Source organism: Marasmitruncus massiliensis, from assembly GCF_900186535.1.
GTDB classification, from domain to species: Bacteria; Bacillota; Clostridia; order Oscillospirales; family Ruminococcaceae; genus Anaerotruncus; species Anaerotruncus massiliensis_A.
This window is the reverse complement of record NZ_FYDE01000005.1, coordinates 1,702,943-1,724,333: the sequence shown is the minus strand read 5'-3', so window position 1 is coordinate 1,724,333 and position 21,391 is coordinate 1,702,943. Positions and strand designations below refer to the sequence as shown.

Below are 21,391 nucleotides of genomic sequence, written 5' to 3'. Positions count from 1 at the left end.
CTGTTCAGTCCACCGGGTTTTGTTCCGGGAATGTAATGGCCAGAAATGTCATAGGCTCCTGCGTGCCATTTTTAATCTCGTGCGCCTCTCCCGCAGGGATGTACACCGCATCCCCTTCCGAAAGCTGCCGCAGCAGTATGCCATCCCGCAAAACGCTCATGCAGCCCTCCAGCAGAAAGAACACATGGGCATGGGCCGAATGCACCTCCTGCGCCATGCCCGCCCTTGGCGGAAAAACGGTCACATGCACGTCCACGCCGCCTTTGAAAACAGATCGTGAGACCACATTCACATCGTGGCCCGGCGGGGTGTACTGCCCGCCTTCGTTTTTCATCATAAACTTCATACTGTCACACGCTTTCTTTTGGCCATGCGTTTTTTCACCGTGATGTCCAGCAGTACCGTCACAATGATCAGCACGCCGATGATGGCGTCTCTCCATTCGCTGGGCACTGCCAGCAGGTTGAGGCAGTTGGTGACCATGGTCATAACAAGCGCGCCCACCACTGTACCCCAAATGCCGCCTTCACCGCCCGAGGCGCTGGTGCCGCCCATGTAGACGGTGGCCAGCACGGGCAGCAGATACGCGCTGCCGATGTCCGACTGCACCGTATTCATGCGTGCAACGTATAAAATTCCCGTTACTCCGGAAAGCATGCCGCTGAGGATAAATGCCTTCATGATGACCTTTTGAGGGTCGATACCGGACATGTTGGCTGCCTCCCGGTTCGAGCCGACGGCGTAGCACTGCCGCCCGAAGTTCGTCTTTTTCAACAGCAAAGTGCCAAAAATCACAAACACGACCATGACCACCGTGGTCATCTGCAAAAAACCAAACAGGCTTCCGTTTCCAATGAAACGGAATGTAGGATCGAAATCGTACAGAACATATCCTTTCAGGATCACATAGGCAAACCCGAATACGGCCCACTGCAGGCCATAGGTGGAGATGAAGGACGGAAGACCTACATAGGCGATCATATATCCATTCAGCGCTCCTAAAAAACATCCTACCAACACCGCCAGCAGTATGGCAAGCACAAAATTGACATCGTAACTCTTCATCAGAATCGCGGCGATCACGCCGCAAATGGTCATGACGGAGCCAGAGGACAGATCCGGCCCGTTGGTAATGATTGCGATGGTCTGCCCAATCCCCAAAACGATAAGGATGCTGGCGTTGGCCAAATTGTTGCTGATATTCCGCATGCTCAGGAACGACGAATCGATGATGCAGCCCATGATAATGATGATCAGCAGAACCGCCAGACGGCTGACCGACGAAACGGCGCTGGTGGACAATCGTTTTCTATTTTTCAGCCGAGATCCGCTCATTTCTTTTCCCCCCTTGCAGTTGTACTCACTTGAAACACAATCGCCAGAATAATAACCGTGCCGATGACTGCCGACTGCCACAGAGAAGGCACGCGGATGACATTGAGCCCACTGCGGATAATCGTGAGCAGCGTAACACCCAGAATTGTCCCCTTTACATCACCTTTACCGATATTCATGCTGGTGCCGCCCAAGATCGTGCATGCAATAGCCTCAAATTCCCACTTGGTTCCCACCAGCGGGTCGGCCACTTCCAGGCGGGCAACCAGAATCACGGCGGCAAGTCCTGTCAAAAAGCCTGCGAAAGCGTACACGATCCATTTCCAAAGCCGCGTATCAATTCCTGACAGCCTGGCACCCTCCTCGTTACCGCCAATGGCAAAGGTATACCGGCCCAAGCGGGTGTGGTCCTGCACAACGATGGCGAAAAGGTAAAATATTGCGCAGCAGATCGCTGCCATGGGAATAGTGCGATTGATCAAGCCGCCCAAGGAAATGAATGCCTCGTTGGAAACAGGAATGCCCTGCTTATTGGTCAAAACCAAAGCCAAACCGTAAAAAACACCTTGTGTGCCCAGTGTCGTGATAAACGGTTGCAGCCCGCATACAGAGATCAAAAAGCCATTCAGCGTGCCGCATACAAAACCTGTGAGCGCGCCCGTGATCAGCACCGTCGGAATAGGCAGCCCAGCGTTGATTGCCAGCGCGGCCGTCACGCCTGATAGCGTCAGAATGCCGCCCAGAGAAAGGTCCAGCCCGCCACTGATGATGACGAAGGTCGACGCCGAGGCCACCACCAGCAACACGGACCCCTGCTGCAGCAAAACCAGCAGATTCCGCATTGTGAGATACTGGTCGGAGCGGATGCTAAACAAAACAATAAGAACCACGATAAACCAAAGAATGATAGGGACCCGTTTAAACGTTGATTTTATTTTATCCATCCTGACGCTCCTCTTCTATGGCTCCTTCCATGGCATAAGAGATGATCATTTCCTGCGTGGCCTCGTTTGACTGAAGCTCTTTCACAATTTTGCGGTCACGCATGACATAGATCCGGTCGCTCATGCCGATGATCTCGGGCAGCTCGGAAGAAATCATCAAAATCGCCTTGCCTGTTTTGACCAGTTCGTCCATGAAGGCGTAGATTTCTTTTTTGGCACCCACGTCGATGCCCCGTGTCGGCTCGTCGAAAATAATCACTTCCGCCTTTGTACACAACCATTTTGCCAGAACGACCTTTTGCTGGTTGCCGCCGGACAGATTGCCAGCCAGCTGTTCGCTGGAAGGCGTGATGACGTTGAGTTCCTTTATGTACTGGTCCACGCATTTTTTCTCTGCTGCGGCCCGTATCCACCCACGCGGATTGATTTTGGAAAGGCTTGCCATTACAATGTTCTGAGCGATCGGCAAAATCAAAGACAGTCCCTGCCGTTTCCTGTCCTCCGGGATCAGTGACAGCCCCCGTTCAATCATATCGCGCGGGCTCTGCTTTTTATCGGCGAGCTTTCCCAGCAATGTAACATCGCCTTTTTCATAGGGATCCACGTGGAAGATTGCCCGCGCAAGCTCGGTGCGTCCCGCACCCACAAGGCCCGCCAAGCCCACGATTTCGCCCCGGCGCAGCTCCATGCCAACGTCGCTCAGGCGCTCCTTTTCCGAGTACAGGTGCTCCACTTTGAGTGCCACCTCACCCGGCTTCTGCCGGTTACGGTGATACAGATCCACAATCTCACGGCCAACCATGAGTTTTACGATTTCCTCCGGGGAGGTGTCTTTCACGTCTTTAGTGCAAATATATTTGCCGTCACGCATGATGGTGATGCGGTCGCCGATCTGGGAGATCTCCTGCAAGCGGTGGGAGATATAAATCACGCCGATGCCCTGTTTTGTGAGCGAGCGAACGATTTCAAACAGCTGCTGAATCTCCACCTCGGACAGAGAAGCCGTGGGCTCGTCCATAATCAATACTTTCAAGTCATGTGTCAGGGCCTTTGCCACTTCTACCATCTGCTGCTGCGCCACGGGAATTTCGCTTGCCAGCGCATGGGCGTCCACATTCATTTTCATGTCGTGCAGCAGCTTGTCCGCTTGCTGGTGCATCTGCTTGCGGTCCACCAATACGCCCATCTTCGGGGGCATGTGGTCGATATAAATGTTTTCCGCGACGCTGAGATACGGCACCAGGTTAAATTCCTGATAAATAATACCGATGCCATTTTTTTTCGCCGTGATAGGGTCAAAGCGCGTGATTTCCCTTCCTTCCGCCAACAAAGTGCCGGCGTCCGGCGTATAAGCGCCAGCCAGGACTTTCATCAAGGTGGACTTGCCTGCCCCGTTTTCCCCCAGCAGAACATGCACCTCGCCGGGCTTCAGCGTAAAATTGATGTCATCGAGTGCTTTCACGCCTGGGAATATCTTGGTGATGTGCTGCATTTCAATCAAATAATTCGTCTCCATAGGCCGCTCTTTCTCCTTTTCAGATGATGAGTACCACTGTGATCTATCTGATAACCTTCAGCCGGCGCGTACCACTTTGCATCCGTCCCGAACTTACCGCCAGGTCGTGTTTTCCTTGTAAAAATGAATCGCATGCCGCGCATGACTGGAAACGCAATTTCTAACGAACGGGCGCCGCCCTTTGCAAACCGGGCGGCCCCGATATACATTCGTTGTAAAATTATATGGAGCTCGGCCCGCCGCCTCCACAGAGGTTCAATCAATGGCTGCGGCGCAGGCCGGGCCCCCAGCTCTTTTTCAGGCAGACTCCCCTGCCGCTGTTATTATTTTCCTGTGTTTGGGCGCGGCCTCTCAGCGGCTGCGCAGAGCGTCTGGGCGCTCGTCCATTTTCTCCAGGTTGTCCTGATTGACAATGGTGATGGGGCAGTTGATCTGGCGAGGGACCTCTTCGCCGTTCAGCGCCCGCACCGCGGCAACCACGCTCAGGTAAGCCTGCTCATATACGCCCTGAGATACGGTAAACGCCTCGGCACCGTTGCTTACAGCCGCGTACTGCGGTTCCTGTACGTCAAAGCCGCTGACCAGAACCTTGCCTTCCAAACCGGCCGCTTTTACGGCCTCCACGGCGCCCTCAGCCTGGTTTCCGCCCACGGCCACCAGGGCGGACAGCGAGTCACCCCATTTGGTGATATAGTCCTCGGCCAATTTGCGGCCTTCGTCGGCCTGCCATTTGGTCACGCCGCTTTCCACCTCGATGTTTGGATATGCGGCAAACTCCTCCAGGCAGGCGGCGGTACGCAAATCGGACGTGGCCTGGCCGGGCACACCCTCCATGACCACTACTTTGCCTTCCTGTCCAATCATCTTCGTTATTTCGTTGGCGATCATCCGGCCCACCAGTTCGTTGTCGATCCCTACATAAGTGAGATAATCCACATCGGACGGGCCCATGGTATTGTCATAAATGACGGGAATACCCGCATCGATCAGGTCCTGCACGGGGCCTTTCACCGCTTCCGTATTCGCAGGCGCCAACACCACGGCGTCCACACCGGTGGTGATCAGGTCCTCCAAAATACGCTTTTGCTCTTCCACGTTATCAGCTTTTGTAGGCGAGTAATCAAGCACTTCCACGCCAATCTCCTCGCCGGCCTTCTGTGCTGCGATGATGTGTGACTCCCACACGGGAATGGCTGCGCTCTTTGTTACCACCGCAATGGTGTATTTCCTGTTGGGAATCACCTCATAGCCAAATTTCTCAGCAGAGATACTGCCCTCCGTACCGACCATAACGACTTCGCCGGACGCCGCCGAAGTGTCCGTTGAAGCGGCTGTAGAAGAGGATTCTTCTTGTGAAACGGAACTCGATTTAGACGCCGGGGCCGCACTGCCGCCACAACCCGCCAGGCTTAAGAGTATGGCAGTTGCCAACAACATCGATAATGCTTTCTTTTTCATTGAATGATCTCCTTTTCGTTTATTATTTGTTCTGTTTTTTAAAAGCTTACACCTACGAATCCTCCTTTTCGTTCTTCGGATTTTAAAAAACAGTTTATGGATGGAACAACCCCCATCCGCTTCTTTCAAGTAGTCTGCCGGTTACCCATCGCAAAGGCCGCCGTTCCGTTCAACGCAAAGAACACTGCTGTCACGAACATGGCATTCCGCATGCCCCACAGTGACATGGCATATGCAACCGCCAGCGGCGCCACGGCCTGGGCTACCGTTTTTACAATCATCAGCACACTGGTAGGAACGCCCGTATTGCCCGGACAGATCGTAGCGCCTTCATGCAGCGACATGGGCATGCACGCCCCGCTGGCAAGCCCCGCCAGGCAGCAAGCAAAACAAACGAACAGCGGCGTGCTGATGCCAATAGCCGCGCCCCACACCACCGCCGAAATAAACGCGCCGTAAGCCAGGATGCGACTGGGGCTGAGCGGAAGATGAGGGGCCGCAAAACGGCTAAGCGTACTGGTAACCCAAAACAGTGACAGACACACTGTAGCAATTGCCGGACTGCCCAAATAGACAGAAACGTAGCGCAGTGTCCACACAATTACGCCGCTTTGCCCCGCCGCGCCGAAAAACAGGGACCACAGCAAAAGAAGAAAATATTTATTTTTGAAAAAGCGCTCAAAGCTTTGCCGATCGAATTTCTGCTCCCGGTATGCCGCCACCGGAATCTGCCTGCCCAGCGTGCCCGTCGCCAGCGCGAATTGAAGGATCAGCACAAGGCAAAACGTCCCCTGCAAAATGTAAACGCTGTGCCAGGGCAGAACCCCCAACAGCCTGTGAAGGATGGTGGGCGTCAAAAAACTGCCGATGCCAAACACGCCGTGCAGGGCACCCATGTATTTTGCCGAACCGCTGGGTGTCAGGTCCGCCAGGAATGCACTTTGGCAGGAGTCCGTCACGCCCAGCCCCAGACCCATGGCAAAACAGGCTGTCAGAAACATGCCGAAGGGTACCGATGCGCCCTTTATCATCAGCATCAATGACATCAGCAGGCCGCCGCCGATGATCCACTGGGTCTTCCGTACCCGCCCCTGCAGGATAATGGTTCCCAGCAGCGCGGTAAGGGCGCCCGCGCTCACCAGGCTGCTCATCAACCCCTCTTCCACTCCTTTGAGAGAATAGCTTCGGATGATATCGTTGAGCATGACGGCCAGCGTGCCGGAAGTAATGGCTGTCGCGACGACGGACAGCATCAGGGAACCCATATACTGTTTCACATTTTTATTCATTCCGCGTCTTCTTTCCGCAACGCGCCCACTGTGCCACGGCCGCCTTTCTATTTTTTTCAGCGGGCCATAGTCGTCATAATGGCATTCGTGCTTTCAGAGGTGTCCACCCTGGTGTACTGTACGGTCACCGGCACGCTACACAGCACCCGTGCCGCGTAAGGTACGCCCTTGCGCACAGGGGCGCCAGTCATGTCCCGTATCCGGTCCATCCGGATGTGGTGTGTACGCATTGCGTCGCACCGCGCCGGCTGCAACACTACGGGGTCGCTGTCTTCATAGTATAAAGTTATGCGCACTTCGCAGTCGCGCTCGCCGGTGTTGAGCACGCATACGGATTCATGGCTCACATAATTCCTGCCGGAGGTTATCTCAGGCCAATACATATCCGGAATGACCCATTCTGTTTTTGCAGTCTGTTCCATTTTTCTCACCTCATCCGCGGGTTGACAGCACGACTTTTTCATATTGCTTCATGCGGGCAATCCATTCCGTACCCACAGGCACGCCCTGCCGGGCGCAGTAATAATCCCACACCGCGCTGAACGGCAGTGTTTTCGCCTCTTCCAGGTAGGCCAGCCGCGCGGTATAATCACCCCGCCGCTCTGCGTCTTTCGCCAGATGGATGGGGTTCAGCGCCGCGGAAAGCAGCGCTTTGCGGGTGTTTCGCGTACCGATTACCCAGCATGCAATGCGGTTGATGGATGCGTCGAAAAAATCGAGCCCAATATTGACACGGTCGGGATAGCCGTTGAAAATGATCTCATTCATCATGCTCTGCAGTTCTTCGTCCCAAATAACCACATGGTCCGAATCCCAACGGACGCCGCGGCTTACGTGAAGCAAAATCTCATCCAGATACTGCAAAACGGCGCTGAACTTTGCGCTGATACGCTCGGTCGGATGGAAGTGGCCCGCGTCCATGGTGTAGATTTTTTTCCTGGTTATGGCATAGCCCAAAGAGAATTCATGGCTGGCCGCTGTGTAGCTTTCCAGACCCAGGCCGAACAGCTTGCTCTCCAACGCTTCGGCTACGCAGGTTTTATCCATCGGCGCGCTGAAAATCTCATCAAGCGACTGCACCATCAGTTCACGCCGGGCGGCAGTGTCGGCGGGGATATCCTTATAGCCGTCGGGCATCCAGTAGTTGACCAAACTGCGGATACCCAGCATCCGCCCAAACGCCTCCCCGATTTCACGACAGCGCTTACCATGTTCTATCCAAAATTTCCTTTTATTGTCATCAAAAGAGGAAAGCGAAAAATCACCGTCCATCTGCGGGCTGGAAAAAAAGGTGGGATTAAAGTCCAGACCGATCTTCCGTTCCTTAGCCCAGTCGATCCAGCCGGAAAAATGCTGCACCGTATAGGCATCGCGCCCGATCTTTTTTCCGCCCAGATCGGCCTGGCAGGCATGCACGCTCACTTTCAGCTTGCCCGGTATCATACCCATGGCCTCGTCCAGGTCGGCCAGCAGTTCGGGCAGCGTACGCGCGCGGCCTATGTAGTTGCCCGTAGAGGCGATACCGCCGCTCAATTCCTGCGAGCCGTCAAAGCCGATTAAATCGTCTCCCTGCCAGCTATGCATGGAGATGGCTATACCGTCGGCTAAAGCCATCGCCTTTTCCACATCCACGCCAAGCCCGCCGTATACTTCTTTCGCATGTTCGTACGCCTGGGTCAAATTTCTGTCTTCCATAATTCACCTCAGCCTTTCGTCAGATTTTAATTTGTCCGGTACACAAATTTTTTATAGCTGCCCAGCAGTTTGCACAGTTCCACGGGGACAGGCTTGTTGCAGCAGTCCATGGCTTGTTTCAGCTGATTGTCATTGTCAAAAGAGGCAATGGGCACGGCCGGGAACGCCTGGTTCGCTATGATGTACAACAGTGAAAGATCGTTGATGGAATAATCGGTCTCTTTTGCCAGATGTATCAACTCTTCAAAAATGTGGAAATTGCTCTCGCTGTCATACACATCCGTGACACTGGCAGGCAGTTGCTCACCCGCGGCTTTGCGGGTGAAATAGCCTTTCGCAATCGACATATACGCCATGGCGTTTAAATTATTTTCCGCGTGGTAGCGGTGTGTTTTCCCGTCCATCAGGACAAACGTCTTGTCTGCCAGATTGTCAAAGTTGATATCGGCGAGGCTCCACATCAACTGATTGCATATAAAGCCCTGCTTACCAGTTTGAGCGGCATAGGTGTTTGCTTCTCTCAGTCTCTCCAAGGACCAATTGGAACAGCCGTAATACCGGATCTTTCCAACCTTCATAGCATCTTCCAGACAATCCACAATCTCGCTCACCGGCACTGAAGGGTCATCTCGATGCAAAAAGTACAGATCGATATAATCTGTTTGTAAATAGTGAAGGCTCTCATCCAGATCTTTGGCGATATCTTCGGCCTTCACCCGCGGCACAGACATGTTCAACCAGTCTGGGTGAGCGCCCTTCGTGGCGAGCACGACTTTTTGCCGGTTGCCCGTCTCGGCAAACCATTCGCCGATCGTATGCTCACTGCGGCACAGCAAACCCGGATTCCAGTCACCGTACACATGAGCGGTATCGATGAAATTTCCGCCCAGTTCCAGATATTGGGACATCTGATGTTTTGCATCCACCTTTGACAGGGTGGAATCATAATTCACAGTTCCCAAACAAAGGGGCGTGACTTGCAGCTCGGTTTTAGATAGCTTCAATTTTCTCATTTTTTACACTCCTTATCAATGTCCTATCAGCATTTGTGTTATCCCTTTAAAAATCGCTTTTGAGCTATTTGCTGCAAATGCGTCATTGATTGATGTTGCTTGTCCAACAAGTAAATTATAACACAAGGCATTTTATTGTCAATATAGACATTTTAAACTAAAAATCGATCGCTTTTTATATCATAAAAATATTTTTTTAAAAATCTGCTTGTATCTTGTTTGACATCCACTTTTTTTGAAGTATAATAAATATCGTAAAAGATTTTTCCTTTTACAAATATTCCCTACAATAACATATACTTATATTTTGGGGCGGTGGACTTCTCCATACGTGGAGCTGGTACGCTTACAAATATAGAATCTTAGGTGGGAGCGTGTCAGGCTAATGCCGGAAAATCAATTTTCTACTTCCGATATTTTAAAAATTCCAAAAGTGAATGTAAGCCAAGCCACTTTTGATACTCTCTTGGGTAAGGTGATGGACGGTACTTGGAAACAAGGCGAAAAAATTCCGTCGGAAAACGAGCTCAAAGAAATGCTCGGCGTAAGCCGCCATACCGTGCGCTCCGCCATTACCAATCTCAACATGCTGGGCATTTTGGAAACACGGCGAGGTGACGGCAATTATGTAAAGGGTACAGGTGTCGCCTTATACATCGATTTCCTGATTCCCTATCTCTTTACTGGAAAAACCGATGTGGCCAAAATTTTGGAATTCCGTGAGAGTATCGAGTCTACTGCAGCACGTTACGCCGCTATGCGGGCTACGGCGAATGACTTATGCCTGATCGAAGAAAAAATGCATATCTGTGAACAGAATAATCATGATTTGCAGAACTACCCTGCATTTGACTTTGATTTCCATCTGGCGATCGCAGAAGCCTCCAAAAGCGATTTGCTCATACAGTCCATGTATGTGGTAAAGAAATACTGCTTTGCTGCCATTGCGGAATATTTTGATTTGGACCTTACATTGGACGGCACGGATTTGCATCACCGGCGTATTTATGAAGCCCTAATTGGCCGCGATGCAGACCGCGCCTGCGAGGCTATGGGTAAACATATTCGTAGCATCATCCATAAGATTGACGAACGCTCCCGACTAGGTTGAGCAGACCGTTGCATATTTTATAAGACATTGACGCAAAAATTCAGCTATGACCATTTTTATGGATAACGGTATGAAAAGTCTCAAAAACCATAATCGCATATTATGACACCTCTAATGAGGTAGCATAGCCTTTGTCAATTGTTCTATGGACCGTTTTGAGGTCGCGCTGCACACAAATAACAGTACACCGACAGGTGGAGTAATCAGGCCTATTCCTAAATTTAGAATCATGATAATGCCCAGCTGGATTGGGCCTATGCCTAATGCTGTTACCACAGGCAATAGAATGGGGGTTACAAGTAGGATACTGCAAATCATGTCCATCATTGTACCCAAAATCAAAAGCATCAGATTAATAATCAGTAAAATTATTATTTTATTGGACGAAATGCTTAGAAGCAATCCAGACATTTTTGCAGGAATCTGCAGATAAGAAACTACCCAACCAAATGCGGAAGATATCCCAATCAGCGCCATAACCATTGCCAAGGTTTTAATACTGCGCTTCATAATCGGGATCATTTCCCTGATTGAGATTTCATGGTAGACTGCAAAGGTAATAATTAGCGCATATACACAGGCAATTGCAGCGGACTCAGTGGAGGTAAACACGCCTGCCACCAAAAGTAAAACCCGTAGATTAGCTTATCAAGCTGTTCTGCGGGTTTTACTTTTTCTTCTTTTCCGGTAGTTCCAACATAAATGTCTACCAGCGCTAACAAATGTGTCCTGAATTCTTTTTATCCGCATCTTAACTATGAAAAAAATCTGCATGTCCCAACCACTCTTGAATATCTTTTAAGCTTCAGACTTTATCATATAAAATGTTGGCCGTACTGTGACGAAGATCATGGAACCTCAATTGGGGAAGATGGCCATTTTTAAGCACTCTTTGGAATTCTCTTGTGATATAATCCGGTGCATACCGTTTCTCATGGTGCCCTTATTTTCCGCAGTAATATATACGTCCTTTGTAATATTCTTTATAATGCTGCGAATCCATCCAATGACGACGTCACGCGATAACGAAAAACCGCCTGAACTCGCATATGCAGCGAGCTCAAACGGTTTTTTTGTGAATTTTACTACAAATAACTAAACGATGTACAGTTATCTGCCGGATTTATTTTTGATAAATTCATCAATTGCGGTCGCAGCCTTTTTGCCTGCTCCCATCGCTAAAATCACGGTTGCGGCTCCTGTAACCGCGTCTCCCCCGGCATATACACCTTCTCTGCTCGTTGCTCCGGTCTCTTCATTAACGATAATTCCTCCCCACTTTTGAGTGTTAAGTCCCGGTGTAGTCATCTTAATCAAGGGATTCGGACTTGTCCCAATGGCAATAATGACAATGTCGACATCAAAAGAGTGCTCCGAACCTTTCACTTCAATCGGTCTTCTTCTGCCGGATACATCAGGCTCACCAAGTTCCATGCTTACACATTCAATACAATTGACCCAGCCTTTTTCCGTACCGAGAATTCTAATCGGATTTGTCAGCAATTTAAATTGGATTCCTTCCTCTTTTGCGTGGTGGACTTCTTCACGCCTTGCGGGGAGTTCAACTTCTGAGCGCCTGTAGATAATATAAACATGATCGGCGCCAAGCCGCTTGGCACATCTGGCAGAGTCCATTGCAACATTCCCCCCGCCGATAACAGCAACATTTTTCCCTCTTTTTATAGGTGTATCGCTCTCTGGAAATTGATACGCCTTCATAAGATTTACCCTGGTTAAAAATTCATTTGCCGAATAAACCCCATTCAGGTTTTCACCGGGAATGCCCATAAACGAAGGTAAGCCGGCACCTGTGCCAATAAAGATTGCTTCATAACCAGCCTCTGTCAACTCATCCAGCGAATGGATTCTGCCTACGACCATATTCATTTCAAACTGAACCCCGAGCTGTTTTACGGTTTCAATTTCTTTCAGTACCAGTGCTTTTGGAAGCCTGAACTCAGGAATACCATACATCAAAACGCCGCCCGGAGCATGAAACGCTTCAAATACGGTTACATCGTAGCCTTTTTTTGCAAGATCACCGGCACAGGTCAGTCCGGAAGGGCCGGACCCGATTACAGCAACTTTCTTTCCGGATTTCTTTACAGCACCGACCGTGTCTTGGACATGAGCCATGTGCCAGTCCGCAACAAATCTTTCAAGTCTTCCAATGCCAACCGGCTCGCCCTTTTTCCCCCGGACGCAATACTGTTCGCATTGCGTTTCCTGAGGGCATACCCTTCCGCATATGGCAGGCAGACTATTGGTGTCCCTGATTACTTGATAGGCTTCTTCATAGCTTCCTTCGGCTACAAGGTTGATAAATTCCGGAATTCTGACATTTACCGGACATCCCTGCATACAGGGGCTGCCCTTGCACTGAAGGCATCTTAAAGCCTCCGATTTTGCAAGAGTTTCGGTATATCCCATAGACACCTCGGAAAAATTCCGGCTTCTTTCCCGTGGATCTTGTTCGGGCATAGGTGCTTTATTGAAAGACATGTTAGGCATTCAGCACACCTCCCAGTCGGCAAAGATGTTGTTCAAGAGAAATCTTTTCCTCATTCTTATATATGGACTGTCGTCTCATGGCCTCATCGAAATCCACTTCATGCCCGTCAAAATCGGGCCCGTCTACACAAGCAAATTTTGTTTTTCCGCCCACCGTGACCCGGCATCCGCCGCACATTCCCGTTCCATCTATCATAACAGGATTCATACTGACAATGGTTTTTATTCCGTACTCTCTGGTAAGATTACTGACGACCTTCATCATAATCAGCGGGCCGATCGCGACAACCAAATCATATTTATTTCCATCTTCAATCAATATTCTCAAAACATCCGATACAAATCCTTTACGGCCGTTGGACCCATCGTCGGTCGTTACAAAGAGTCTGTCGCTCACCTGTGCGATTTCCTTTTCAAAAATAATCATATCCTTGTTGCGGAAACCGACAATCGTATCCACCATTACCCCCATCCCATGCAGCTTTTTAGCCTGCGGATAGGCAATTGCAGTGCCAAGCCCGCCCCCGATCACAGCGGCTTTCTTCACGCCTTCAAAGTTGGACGGCACGCCCAATGGCCCTACAAAATCCAGGATGCACTCTCCCTCTTCAAGGGTTCCCAGCATCAGCGTAGTCTTGCCAATCTCCTGGAATATGATTGTAACTGTACCTTTTTCCCGGTCAAAATCGGCAACCGTCAGTGGTATTCTCTCACCGCCTTCGTGGATTCTAAGGATAATGAATTGCCCCGGCTCAACTTTTCGAGCAATATCAGGCGCATCAACTTCCATCAGCTTTATGCTTGGAGTTAAAACCACCTTCTTGATAATCTGGTACATAAAGTCATTCCCTTCTTTCCGTTCAGTCCGTCAATAAAAAACTTTCGATCCGGTCGCCCTCTCTATTTCATGTCGCGTGGTATTGAATATAGGAAAGCCATGATGCAGGTTGCCCTGCATCATGGCCAATAGCGACAACCGAGTGAATCAATAAAGACCGAATTTATTTTCAGTGAGACTAATATAGATGTTCTTCATCTGTGTATAGTGATCAAGAATGACTTTATGTGTCTCGCGGCCGATACCCGATTTCTTATAGCCTCCAAAAGGCGCATGAGCAGGCAGGTTATTATAGTTATTCACCCACATTCTGCCGGTCTCTACTCCTCTGGCAACACGGAAGGCACGGTTAATATCCTTAGTCCATACCGCTCCGCCAAGGCCGTATTCACTGTCATTCGCCATGTTAATGACTTCCTCTTCATCCTTGAACTTGATAAAGCAAACTACCGGTCCAAAAATTTCTTCCTGCGCGACCCTCATCTTGTTATCAACATCCGCCAAAATCGTCGGTTTCATGAAGCAGCCTTTATCCAGCCCATTTTCCGTGATTCTATAGCCGCCTGTAGCAACTCTGGCACCTTCATTTTTGCCGATTTCAACATATTCCAAAATCTGTTTCAACTGGCCCTCGTTGACTTGCGAACCCATAATGGTGTCTTTCTCCCACGGCAGACCCACTTTAACGTTTTCGAAAGCTTTGACCGCTTCAGCAAGGAATTGATCATAGATTGACTCATGTACAAACGCCCTTGAGCCTGCGCAGCAGACCTGTCCCTGATTGAACAGTATGCCCATTTGCAGACCTTCGATTGCCTTTTCCCACGGAGCATCCGGGAAATATATGTTTGCTGATTTTCCTCCTAATTCAAGCGTTGACGGAATGATCTTCTTTGCCGCCGCTTCAGCAACCGTATAGCCGATATCTGTTGAACCGGTGAAAGCAAGTTTTCTAAACCCATCATGCTCCAGCATATAGTTGCCTGAAACAGATCCTCTGCCGGTAATAATATTCACAACTCCCGCAGGTAAAACCTGACTCATCAGTTTAACAAGTTCAAGGACACTCAGGGATGTTGTGGACGAAGGTTTGAAAACGATGCAGTTTCCGGCTGCCAAAGCAGGAGCGAGTTTCCATGCGGCCATTAGAAGCGGAAAGTTCCATGGTACGATTTGACCTACAACACCCAAAGGCTCTCTTAAAATGATACTCAAGGTGTCTTTATCAATCATAACCGCTTCCCCTTCGTCTGCCCTGATGGCACCTGCGAAATAGCGGAAATGGTCGGAGCTAAGAGGAACATCAATTGCCATGGTTTCACGAATCGGCTTGCCGTTATCAAGTGTTTCCACCATGGCCAGTTTATCCGTATTCTCATCGATAAGGTCCGCAATTTTCAACAGCATGAGGGAACGATCCTTGGGGCTGACATTTTTCCAGCTCTCGAAGGCTTTCCATGAGGCTTTAACAGCAAGATCTACATCCTCTTTTCCTGCGTCAACACAGGTAGCTAACAGCTCCCCGTTTGACGGGTTATAAGCTTTAAACGTTTTACCATCCTTGCCGTCCACCCATTTACCATCAATAAATAGTTTGTAGTTCTCATCAATGATGTTTGCCATAATTGTTCCTCCTTTATAAAATATTAAAATACCGGCTGTTGAAAGACTTCTCGATGCTGTTAGATTTGCTTTTTATTCGCCTCCTCCGTCCTAATGGTCTAAAAAACAGAAAAGTATCATCTCCTTTTGAAAAATAAAAAATAGAGAACTATGCAAATTTTGTACGACAAAATTGATCTTATTTTTTATTGATTTTATACAGATGGACTTTCTTTACAATAACCATATACTAAATATAACAAAAATTCTAACCAATAATTAAAAAAACTATCAACTTTTTCAATGAACTCGATTGTAATATATATAAATTCGTGCTATATTCGTTTCAGGGGTGTCTTTATGTTGCATAATTTCAACAGAGAGCTTGAGTTATCCGACAGAATGGAGACAAATTATTTAAGGATACTGTATTACGATTTCCCCCAAAAATATTCCGATTCTTATAAATCTTATGAATATACAAGACTATGCACAATTCTTGAAGGTGAAAAACAAATATTAGCCAATCAATCAGATTCATTTCATTATGACACCCATCAGTTTTTATTGATTCCTCCTAATTCGAATATTCATATGACAATAGATAAGCCTACAAAAGCACTCGTTTTCGAACTCAATGACTCGCTAATCAAACAAGTCAGTGAAAATGTGAGCATTAATTATGATATCGATTATGATTTACTGGTCAAAAATCAGATTTTATGCTCACAGGAAAATGTCGAATTTAAGGATATTCTTAATAAAATAAACGCGTTACTTATTACTAAAGACAAGGATATAAAATATATTTTGGATTTATACGCTCAGGAACTTGTTTATAATCTTTTGAAAATAAAGGGCGTACACCAGTTAGTAAACTCCGAACCTGACAATCCAGTCAACAAGGCAATCAAATATATGAACGATGAATGCATGACGGCAATTAGCATTAAACAAATTTCGCAGGAGATGAACATGTCGGAGGCAAACTTCTGCCAATACTTTAAAAAAATTACCGGCATCAGTCCGAAAGAATACCTTACAAATATTAAAATGGAGAAAGCCAAAAAGATCATTATGCATGAAAGTGTTACAGATACGGCTTTCGATCTGGGATATGAAAATATTTCTCATTTTATTAGCGTTTTCAAGGAAAAATATGGTGTGACACCAAAACAGTACAAAAAAGATGTCCATTTAAATGATTTTCGGTAACGTAAAAGACCGCATTCCCTGCAAAACCCTCTGCAAGCAAATACTTGCAGAGGGTTTTCAGTTCGTTTTTCTCACGCTCTTTTGACCCATACTCATTGATCCTTGTGTTTCTGGCAATGGAACCATCGGCAAGTCCAGCATATCGTACTGTCTAATAATTGGGGGCAATACCCCTGAACCTGTCTGTTACTATAAAGCCAGTACCGCAGCATACGGGTGCATTTTTGACATTGAACATGTCTTATCCAAGGCTCTTCAATCAGCGGTGAACAATCCGATAATAGGCTTTCGCTGTCATATGATAGCTTAAGCTATAAACAGCGGCAAACATAGCAGAGACGCCAACCGCGCTGAATATAACCAACCTGCGGTTAAACAGGTTCAGTGTGTTCAGCAGCGTTTCTATCGGCCCTATGGCGATAACAGTATGCAGCAGCGCCATCAATAGCGGCAGGAAAAAGACTGTTAATATTTGCCTGCGTATCGCCGACTTTACCTCAGGCTGGCTCATTCCCACCTGCTGCATGACATCGAAATTGGTTTTGTCTTCAAAACCTTCTGACAGTTGCTTATAGTACATGATCATAATCAGGCATACCATAAAAATAATCCCGAAAAAAATCCCGAGAAAGAGCAGCCCGCCCAGAATTGCCGCATCCTCTTGCTCGCCTTCAATGCGGCTGTCAAACCAGCTAAAGCCCGGCATCTGCGCCGTTCCCTGACTGATATTTGCAAGAAATTGTTCCTGGTTTTCCTGCTTTCCGCTCAGGTTAAAGCGGACGGTGTAAACCCACTGGTCTTCCGTGCGATTCATCGTATCATAAAGATACGCCTGCTCTTTTTCATCTGGCACCACCAAATAGTAGCTTTCCATTGGAGCTTTTGGCTCTTTTGTTTCAAAGCACAGGGATTCCAGCTCTTTCTTGACCTTGTAGGTTTTTCCCGCAAGCGAAAGCTCCTGATAGCCTGAGTTCGCGCCGGTGCTGAAAAACAGAAGCTCGCCATCGTCCAGGGACTCCTGTACATTTTCAATCCGGTTATAGTCGGACAGCCTTAAAACGCGAACAGTATAGCTGTGGCCGTAACCATCTGTGTCCTCCGCCGGTACAAAAGCGTCGCCGCGATTTGTAAGGCGCATGCTCATATATTCAAACCCGATCAGATCGGAAACAGCAACATTTTGAGTTTGTGCCTGTGCCAGAATTTCTTCCTGCAGCGCCTCCCTTTGGGTGAACTGCCCATTGACAAAGCGGATGTCCACATCGAAGGGATAGCTATAATCCGCAATGTTGTCCAGCCCTTTAAACAGAGAAACCGTGCACACCAGTGTTATGATGACCATTGTGCTGAATATGCATATGTTGGACAGGCTCGCGGCATTTTTGCGCATCCGGTAGAGCATCCCAGATACCGTAACAAAATTTTTCTTATTATAGTAAAAATTACGGTTCTTTTTGAGCAGGCGCAGCAAAGCAATCATCCCCGAAGCAAACAGGCAGTAGGTGCCGATCAAAACCAGCAGAATGGCCCCGAAAATCGTCAGCAGAAAATAGCTGTCCAGTTTAAAATTGACCGCGAGATAATAGCCGCCGCCCAGAGCGGCTGCGCCCAGCAAAGCGGAAGGCCATAAGCGTTTTGGCTGCTTTTCGCCATGCCGCGCGCTTCGAAACAACTCGACTGGATTGGTTTTCGAGATCTGAATCAAATTAATCAACAGATTGAGCAGAAAAACGCTTCCGAAAAAGGCGGCAGTCCCGATATAGCAGGAAGGATCGGCTGTAAACCGGACATCTATCGGGAGCTTGGTAATGTTGAGCAGCAGCAAAAAAATAAGCCGCGAAAAAACCAGCGCAGTCACAATTCCAAGAATAACGGACGCAAGATATACCATCACCGTTTCCGCAGCGATAATAAAACCGATGTGGCACTTTTCAAGCCCCAAAAGGCTGTAAAGGCCGATTTCCCTTCTGCGCCGCTTCATCAAAAAGCTATTTGTGTAAAAACAGAAGGGAATCAGGACCAATCCCAAAAGCACCTTGCCAATCTGCATCAGCATCGAAAGATAGCCCGCATGCGGCATATTCTGAATCATCGGATTGCTGACAATCGAACTGAAAATGAAAAATACCGATACGGCAAACGATGTTGCAAAAATGTACGGAAGATAAGAAGGCGCACTTTTTTTAATGCTGTTAAACGCCAGCCGCGGAAGAATACAGGCTTTATGCATGACTGCCGCCTCCCGCCTGCAGGATGGACAACGTATCGGAAATCATGCGGAACATTGCATCATATGACTTTTCGCCCCGATAGATTTGGTTGAAGAGGCTGCCGTGCTTAATAAAAAGCACACGTTTGGCATGGCTGGCAGCCTGCACGCTGTGTGTAACCATCACGATGGTCTGGCCCTGTCGGTTGATATCGGAAAACAGATTCAGCAGCTGCGACGCGGCTTTAGAATCAAGCGCACCTGTTGGTTCATCTGCTAAAACCAGTTTCGGACTGGTAATCAGGGCCCGCGCTGCTGCCGCTCGCTGTTTTTGTCCCCCGGATACCTCATAGGGATATTTCTGCAAAATTTCCGCAATGCCCAGCTGTTCAGCTAATCCGCTCAGCCGTTGGAGCATCTCGTTATAATGGGCACCTTGCAGCACCAGCGGCAGCACAATGTTATCCTGCAACGAAAAACTGTCCAGCAAATTGAAGTCTTGAAAAACAAAGCCCAGATTATCCCGGCGAAAAGCGCAGAGTGCCTTAGGTTTAATCGTTGAAAAGGCCTTTCCCTCAAGATAAATTTCCCCGCTGGTTGGCTTATCCAGAGAAGCAAGGAGATTAAGCAAAGTTGTTTTTCCCGAGCCGGATTCGCCCATGATGGCTACATATTCTCCGTTTTCTACCGAAAAGCTCACATTTTCCAGCGCTTGCACAGTGTTCCCGGCAAACCGAGTCGCGTATACTTTTTTTAAATTTTTTACTTCAAGAAGCGTCAAGTGCAAATTCCTCCTTTGCCGTTCTGGTTTTAAGTATAGCAAAGCATAGGAATTTCTGCCTTAACTTTGGCTTACAATCAGAGGCTGAACCTTTCATTTTTGTAAGGCGCCGGGTGTGGGTGGAAAATAAATGCGGTACTGGGTGCCCTTGTTGCATTTGGAGGAAATGTGGAGCGTGATACCCAGACGGTCCGTCACGCGCTTGCACAGGTAAAGTCCGATTCCCGTGGATACCCTGTCCATACGGCCATTATAACCGGTGAAGCCGCGGTCGAAAACGCGCGGAAGATCTTCCTCCCTGATGCCTATACCCGTATCCGTGATGAGCAGCGTGCGGTCACTTTCAGGATCCATGCAAATATTCACGCCTCCCTTAAAGGTATATTTTACGCTGTTGGACAGGAGCTGCTCCAGCACGAAGCACAGCCATTTTTCGTCGGTAATAACAAAAAAGCCGAATTCCGCCAGATTCAAAGACAAACCCCTGCTGATAAAGGCACCGGCATATTTCTTCACAGCTTGCTTTACCAGTGTGTACAGGGAATATTCCTGCAAAAGAAGGTCGCAGGACAGGCTCTCCAGCCGCAGATACTGGAGCACCATTTCTGCATATTGCTCAATTTTAAACAGTTCCTGCTCCATAGCAAAAGCATTTTTTTGCAGGTCATCCGAGTGCAGGAGAAGCCGCAGTGCTGAAATAGGAGTCTTTATTTGATGTACCCAAAGGGTATAGTAATCTTCCCGGTCGCTTTTGATCTTTTCTTCTTCTGAAATTTTGGCCGTCAGGTCATGATATAATTCCATGATCAACTGCTGGTACTGCTCTTCGATAAAGTCAAAGGGGTCAGGAAGCGGCTCAAGTGCAGTTTGAGAATAATGAAGCATGCGGGCAAGCTGACTGCTCTTATGTGTGAATTTTATAAAATCATAAATACTCCAAATCAATGTTACAAACAGACACAAACCAGCTCCATATACGGATGGACGAGCATCTACATGCGACAATAGCGACAGAATAACAAACAAGATGCTTCCGCTTGTCACTGCCAGCAAAAATTTGCAACGAAAAACTATCCATTTCAACAATAGCTGCAAACCATTATGTTTGCTCATAACCATCCTCCAAAAGATACCCGACCCCTTTTTTCGTGCTGATAAAATTGGAAAGACCTGCATCTTCCAGCTTCTTTCGGAGCCGTGTGATATTGACGGTGAGGGTATTGTCATCAATAAAGCAGTCACTTTCCCACAGGCGCTTCATAAGGGATTCCCGCGAAACGGTAATACCTTTATTTTCAAAGAACAGTTGAAGCATTCGAAATTCATTGCGGGTTAGCTCAATCTTTTTTCCATCATATACCAGAGTGCCATCGGAAAGGTTCAGAATGGCACCCTTGTGTTCTACAACGGCAGTGTGAAGCTGAAAATCATACGAGCGCCGCAAAAGTGCCTGAATTTTTGCCGACAGCATGTCCATATCAAAAGGCTTGGTGACAAAATCGTCACCTCCCATATTGACTGCCATAATAATGTTCATTTTTTCGCAGGCGGAAGAAAGAAACATAATCGGAACCTTTGAAACGCGCCGGATTTCCTGACACCAATGATATCCGTTGTAAAACGGAAGCGAGATATCCATCAGCACCAAATGAGGATCAAAATCCACAAACTCGGTCAGGACTTTCGAAAAATTTGTGGCCTCTTTTGCCTCATATCCCCATTTTGTCAGCCCACGGGCCACTTCCTTTGAAATGACAGGATCATCTTCCACGATTAATATTTTATACATTGACGCTTCCTCGTAAAATATACGTTAAATCTGTTCGGGAGAAACTATTAAATATTCTTCGGATAATCATCACGATAAGGTTATT

General features: G+C 48.1%; 19 protein-coding genes. 2 read left to right on the top strand and 17 right to left on the bottom strand.

The features are described from left to right. Window positions 1-4 precede the first annotated feature (4 nt). The 9 genes from C1A10_RS16370 to C1A10_RS16325 form a co-directional block, all read right to left on the bottom strand. Window positions 5-346 carry a cupin domain-containing protein gene (locus tag C1A10_RS16370; RefSeq protein WP_180951191.1) on the bottom strand — a complete coding sequence of 114 codons (342 nt, stop codon included), beginning with the start codon at window positions 344-346 and terminating at the stop codon, window positions 5-7. Further along, the gene (locus C1A10_RS16365; protein WP_101911272.1) at window positions 343-1,335 is read right to left on the bottom strand and encodes an ABC transporter permease; all 993 of its coding nucleotides are present in this window, start codon (window positions 1,333-1,335) and stop codon (window positions 343-345) included. The genes C1A10_RS16370 and C1A10_RS16365 overlap by 4 nt, the downstream gene beginning before the upstream one ends. Further along, window positions 1,332-2,279, bottom strand: coding sequence for an ABC transporter permease (locus C1A10_RS16360; RefSeq protein WP_101911271.1), 948 nt, complete (start codon window positions 2,277-2,279; stop codon window positions 1,332-1,334). Before C1A10_RS16360 ends, C1A10_RS16365 begins: the two co-directional genes overlap by 4 nt. Then, complete coding sequence (locus C1A10_RS16355) at window positions 2,272-3,795, bottom strand: sugar ABC transporter ATP-binding protein (RefSeq protein ID WP_101911270.1); 1,524 nt, start codon at window positions 3,793-3,795, stop codon at window positions 2,272-2,274. The genes C1A10_RS16360 and C1A10_RS16355 overlap by 8 nt, the downstream gene beginning before the upstream one ends. 351 nt (window positions 3,796-4,146) lie before the next feature. Further along, window positions 4,147-5,253 (bottom strand): sugar ABC transporter substrate-binding protein, encoded by a 1,107-nt coding sequence (locus C1A10_RS16345; RefSeq protein WP_101911268.1) that lies wholly within the window; start codon window positions 5,251-5,253, stop codon window positions 4,147-4,149. Window positions 5,254-5,378: 125 nt separating this feature from the next. Beyond that, the gene (locus tag C1A10_RS16340; RefSeq protein ID WP_101911267.1) at window positions 5,379-6,542 is read right to left on the bottom strand and encodes an MFS transporter; all 1,164 of its coding nucleotides are present in this window, start codon (window positions 6,540-6,542) and stop codon (window positions 5,379-5,381) included. Window positions 6,543-6,598: 56 nt separating this feature from the next. Next, on the bottom strand, window positions 6,599-6,964 hold the full coding sequence (locus C1A10_RS16335) for a sensory rhodopsin transducer (protein WP_101911266.1): 366 nt from the start codon (window positions 6,962-6,964) through the stop codon (window positions 6,599-6,601). 10 nt (window positions 6,965-6,974) lie between these two features. Next, a complete protein-coding gene (locus C1A10_RS16330) occupies window positions 6,975-8,237 on the bottom strand; it encodes an L-rhamnose isomerase (RefSeq protein WP_101911265.1) in 1,263 nt (420 codons plus the stop codon). Window positions 8,238-8,263: 26 nt separating this feature from the next. After that, on the bottom strand, window positions 8,264-9,250 hold the full coding sequence (locus C1A10_RS16325) for an aldo/keto reductase (RefSeq protein ID WP_101911264.1): 987 nt from the start codon (window positions 9,248-9,250) through the stop codon (window positions 8,264-8,266). A gap of 385 nt (window positions 9,251-9,635) precedes the next feature. Between C1A10_RS16325 and C1A10_RS16320 the strand changes: the two genes are divergently transcribed. Further along, complete coding sequence (locus C1A10_RS16320) at window positions 9,636-10,361, top strand: FadR/GntR family transcriptional regulator (protein WP_101911263.1); 726 nt, start codon at window positions 9,636-9,638, stop codon at window positions 10,359-10,361. 111 nt (window positions 10,362-10,472) lie between these two features. Here the strand turns inward: C1A10_RS16320 and C1A10_RS16315 are convergent, their stop codons facing one another. The 4 genes from C1A10_RS16315 to C1A10_RS16300 all read right to left on the bottom strand — a co-directional run bounded on the left by C1A10_RS16315 (window position 10,473) and on the right by C1A10_RS16300 (window position 15,333). Continuing rightward, on the bottom strand, window positions 10,473-10,982 hold the full coding sequence (locus C1A10_RS16315; protein ID WP_242968989.1) for a TRAP transporter large permease subunit: 510 nt from the start codon (window positions 10,980-10,982) through the stop codon (window positions 10,473-10,475). Between the two features lie 489 nt (window positions 10,983-11,471). Beyond that, window positions 11,472-12,872, bottom strand: coding sequence for an NADPH-dependent glutamate synthase (gltA, locus tag C1A10_RS16310; protein WP_101911261.1), 1,401 nt, complete (start codon window positions 12,870-12,872; stop codon window positions 11,472-11,474). After that, window positions 12,865-13,710 (bottom strand): sulfide/dihydroorotate dehydrogenase-like FAD/NAD-binding protein, encoded by an 846-nt coding sequence (locus tag C1A10_RS16305; RefSeq protein WP_101911260.1) that lies wholly within the window; start codon window positions 13,708-13,710, stop codon window positions 12,865-12,867. The genes gltA and C1A10_RS16305 overlap by 8 nt, the downstream gene beginning before the upstream one ends. 147 nt (window positions 13,711-13,857) lie before the next feature. Continuing rightward, a complete protein-coding gene (locus C1A10_RS16300) occupies window positions 13,858-15,333 on the bottom strand; it encodes an aldehyde dehydrogenase family protein (protein WP_101911259.1) in 1,476 nt (491 codons plus the stop codon). Between the two features lie 339 nt (window positions 15,334-15,672). On the opposite strand from C1A10_RS16300, the gene C1A10_RS16295 reads away from it, so the two are divergent. Next, window positions 15,673-16,527, top strand: coding sequence for a helix-turn-helix domain-containing protein (locus C1A10_RS16295; protein ID WP_180951190.1), 855 nt, complete (start codon window positions 15,673-15,675; stop codon window positions 16,525-16,527). A gap of 259 nt (window positions 16,528-16,786) precedes the next feature. Here C1A10_RS16295 and C1A10_RS16290 read toward each other — a convergent pair whose 3' ends face one another. The 4 genes from C1A10_RS16290 to C1A10_RS16275 all read right to left on the bottom strand — a co-directional run bounded on the left by C1A10_RS16290 (window position 16,787) and on the right by C1A10_RS16275 (window position 21,306). Further along, window positions 16,787-18,757 (bottom strand): ABC transporter permease, encoded by a 1,971-nt coding sequence (locus C1A10_RS16290; RefSeq protein ID WP_101911257.1) that lies wholly within the window; start codon window positions 18,755-18,757, stop codon window positions 16,787-16,789. Then, on the bottom strand, window positions 18,750-19,517 hold the full coding sequence (locus C1A10_RS16285; RefSeq protein ID WP_101911256.1) for an ABC transporter ATP-binding protein: 768 nt from the start codon (window positions 19,515-19,517) through the stop codon (window positions 18,750-18,752). Before C1A10_RS16285 ends, C1A10_RS16290 begins: the two co-directional genes overlap by 8 nt. Before the next feature lie 93 nt (window positions 19,518-19,610). Further along, window positions 19,611-20,402: a sensor histidine kinase gene (locus tag C1A10_RS16280; RefSeq protein WP_242968960.1), complete on the bottom strand. Its 792-nt coding sequence runs from the start codon at window positions 20,400-20,402 to the stop codon at window positions 19,611-19,613. A 214-nt stretch (window positions 20,403-20,616) separates the two neighbouring features. Beyond that, a complete protein-coding gene (locus C1A10_RS16275) occupies window positions 20,617-21,306 on the bottom strand; it encodes a response regulator transcription factor (RefSeq protein ID WP_101911255.1) in 690 nt (229 codons plus the stop codon). Between the last annotated feature and the right edge of the window lie 85 nt (window positions 21,307-21,391).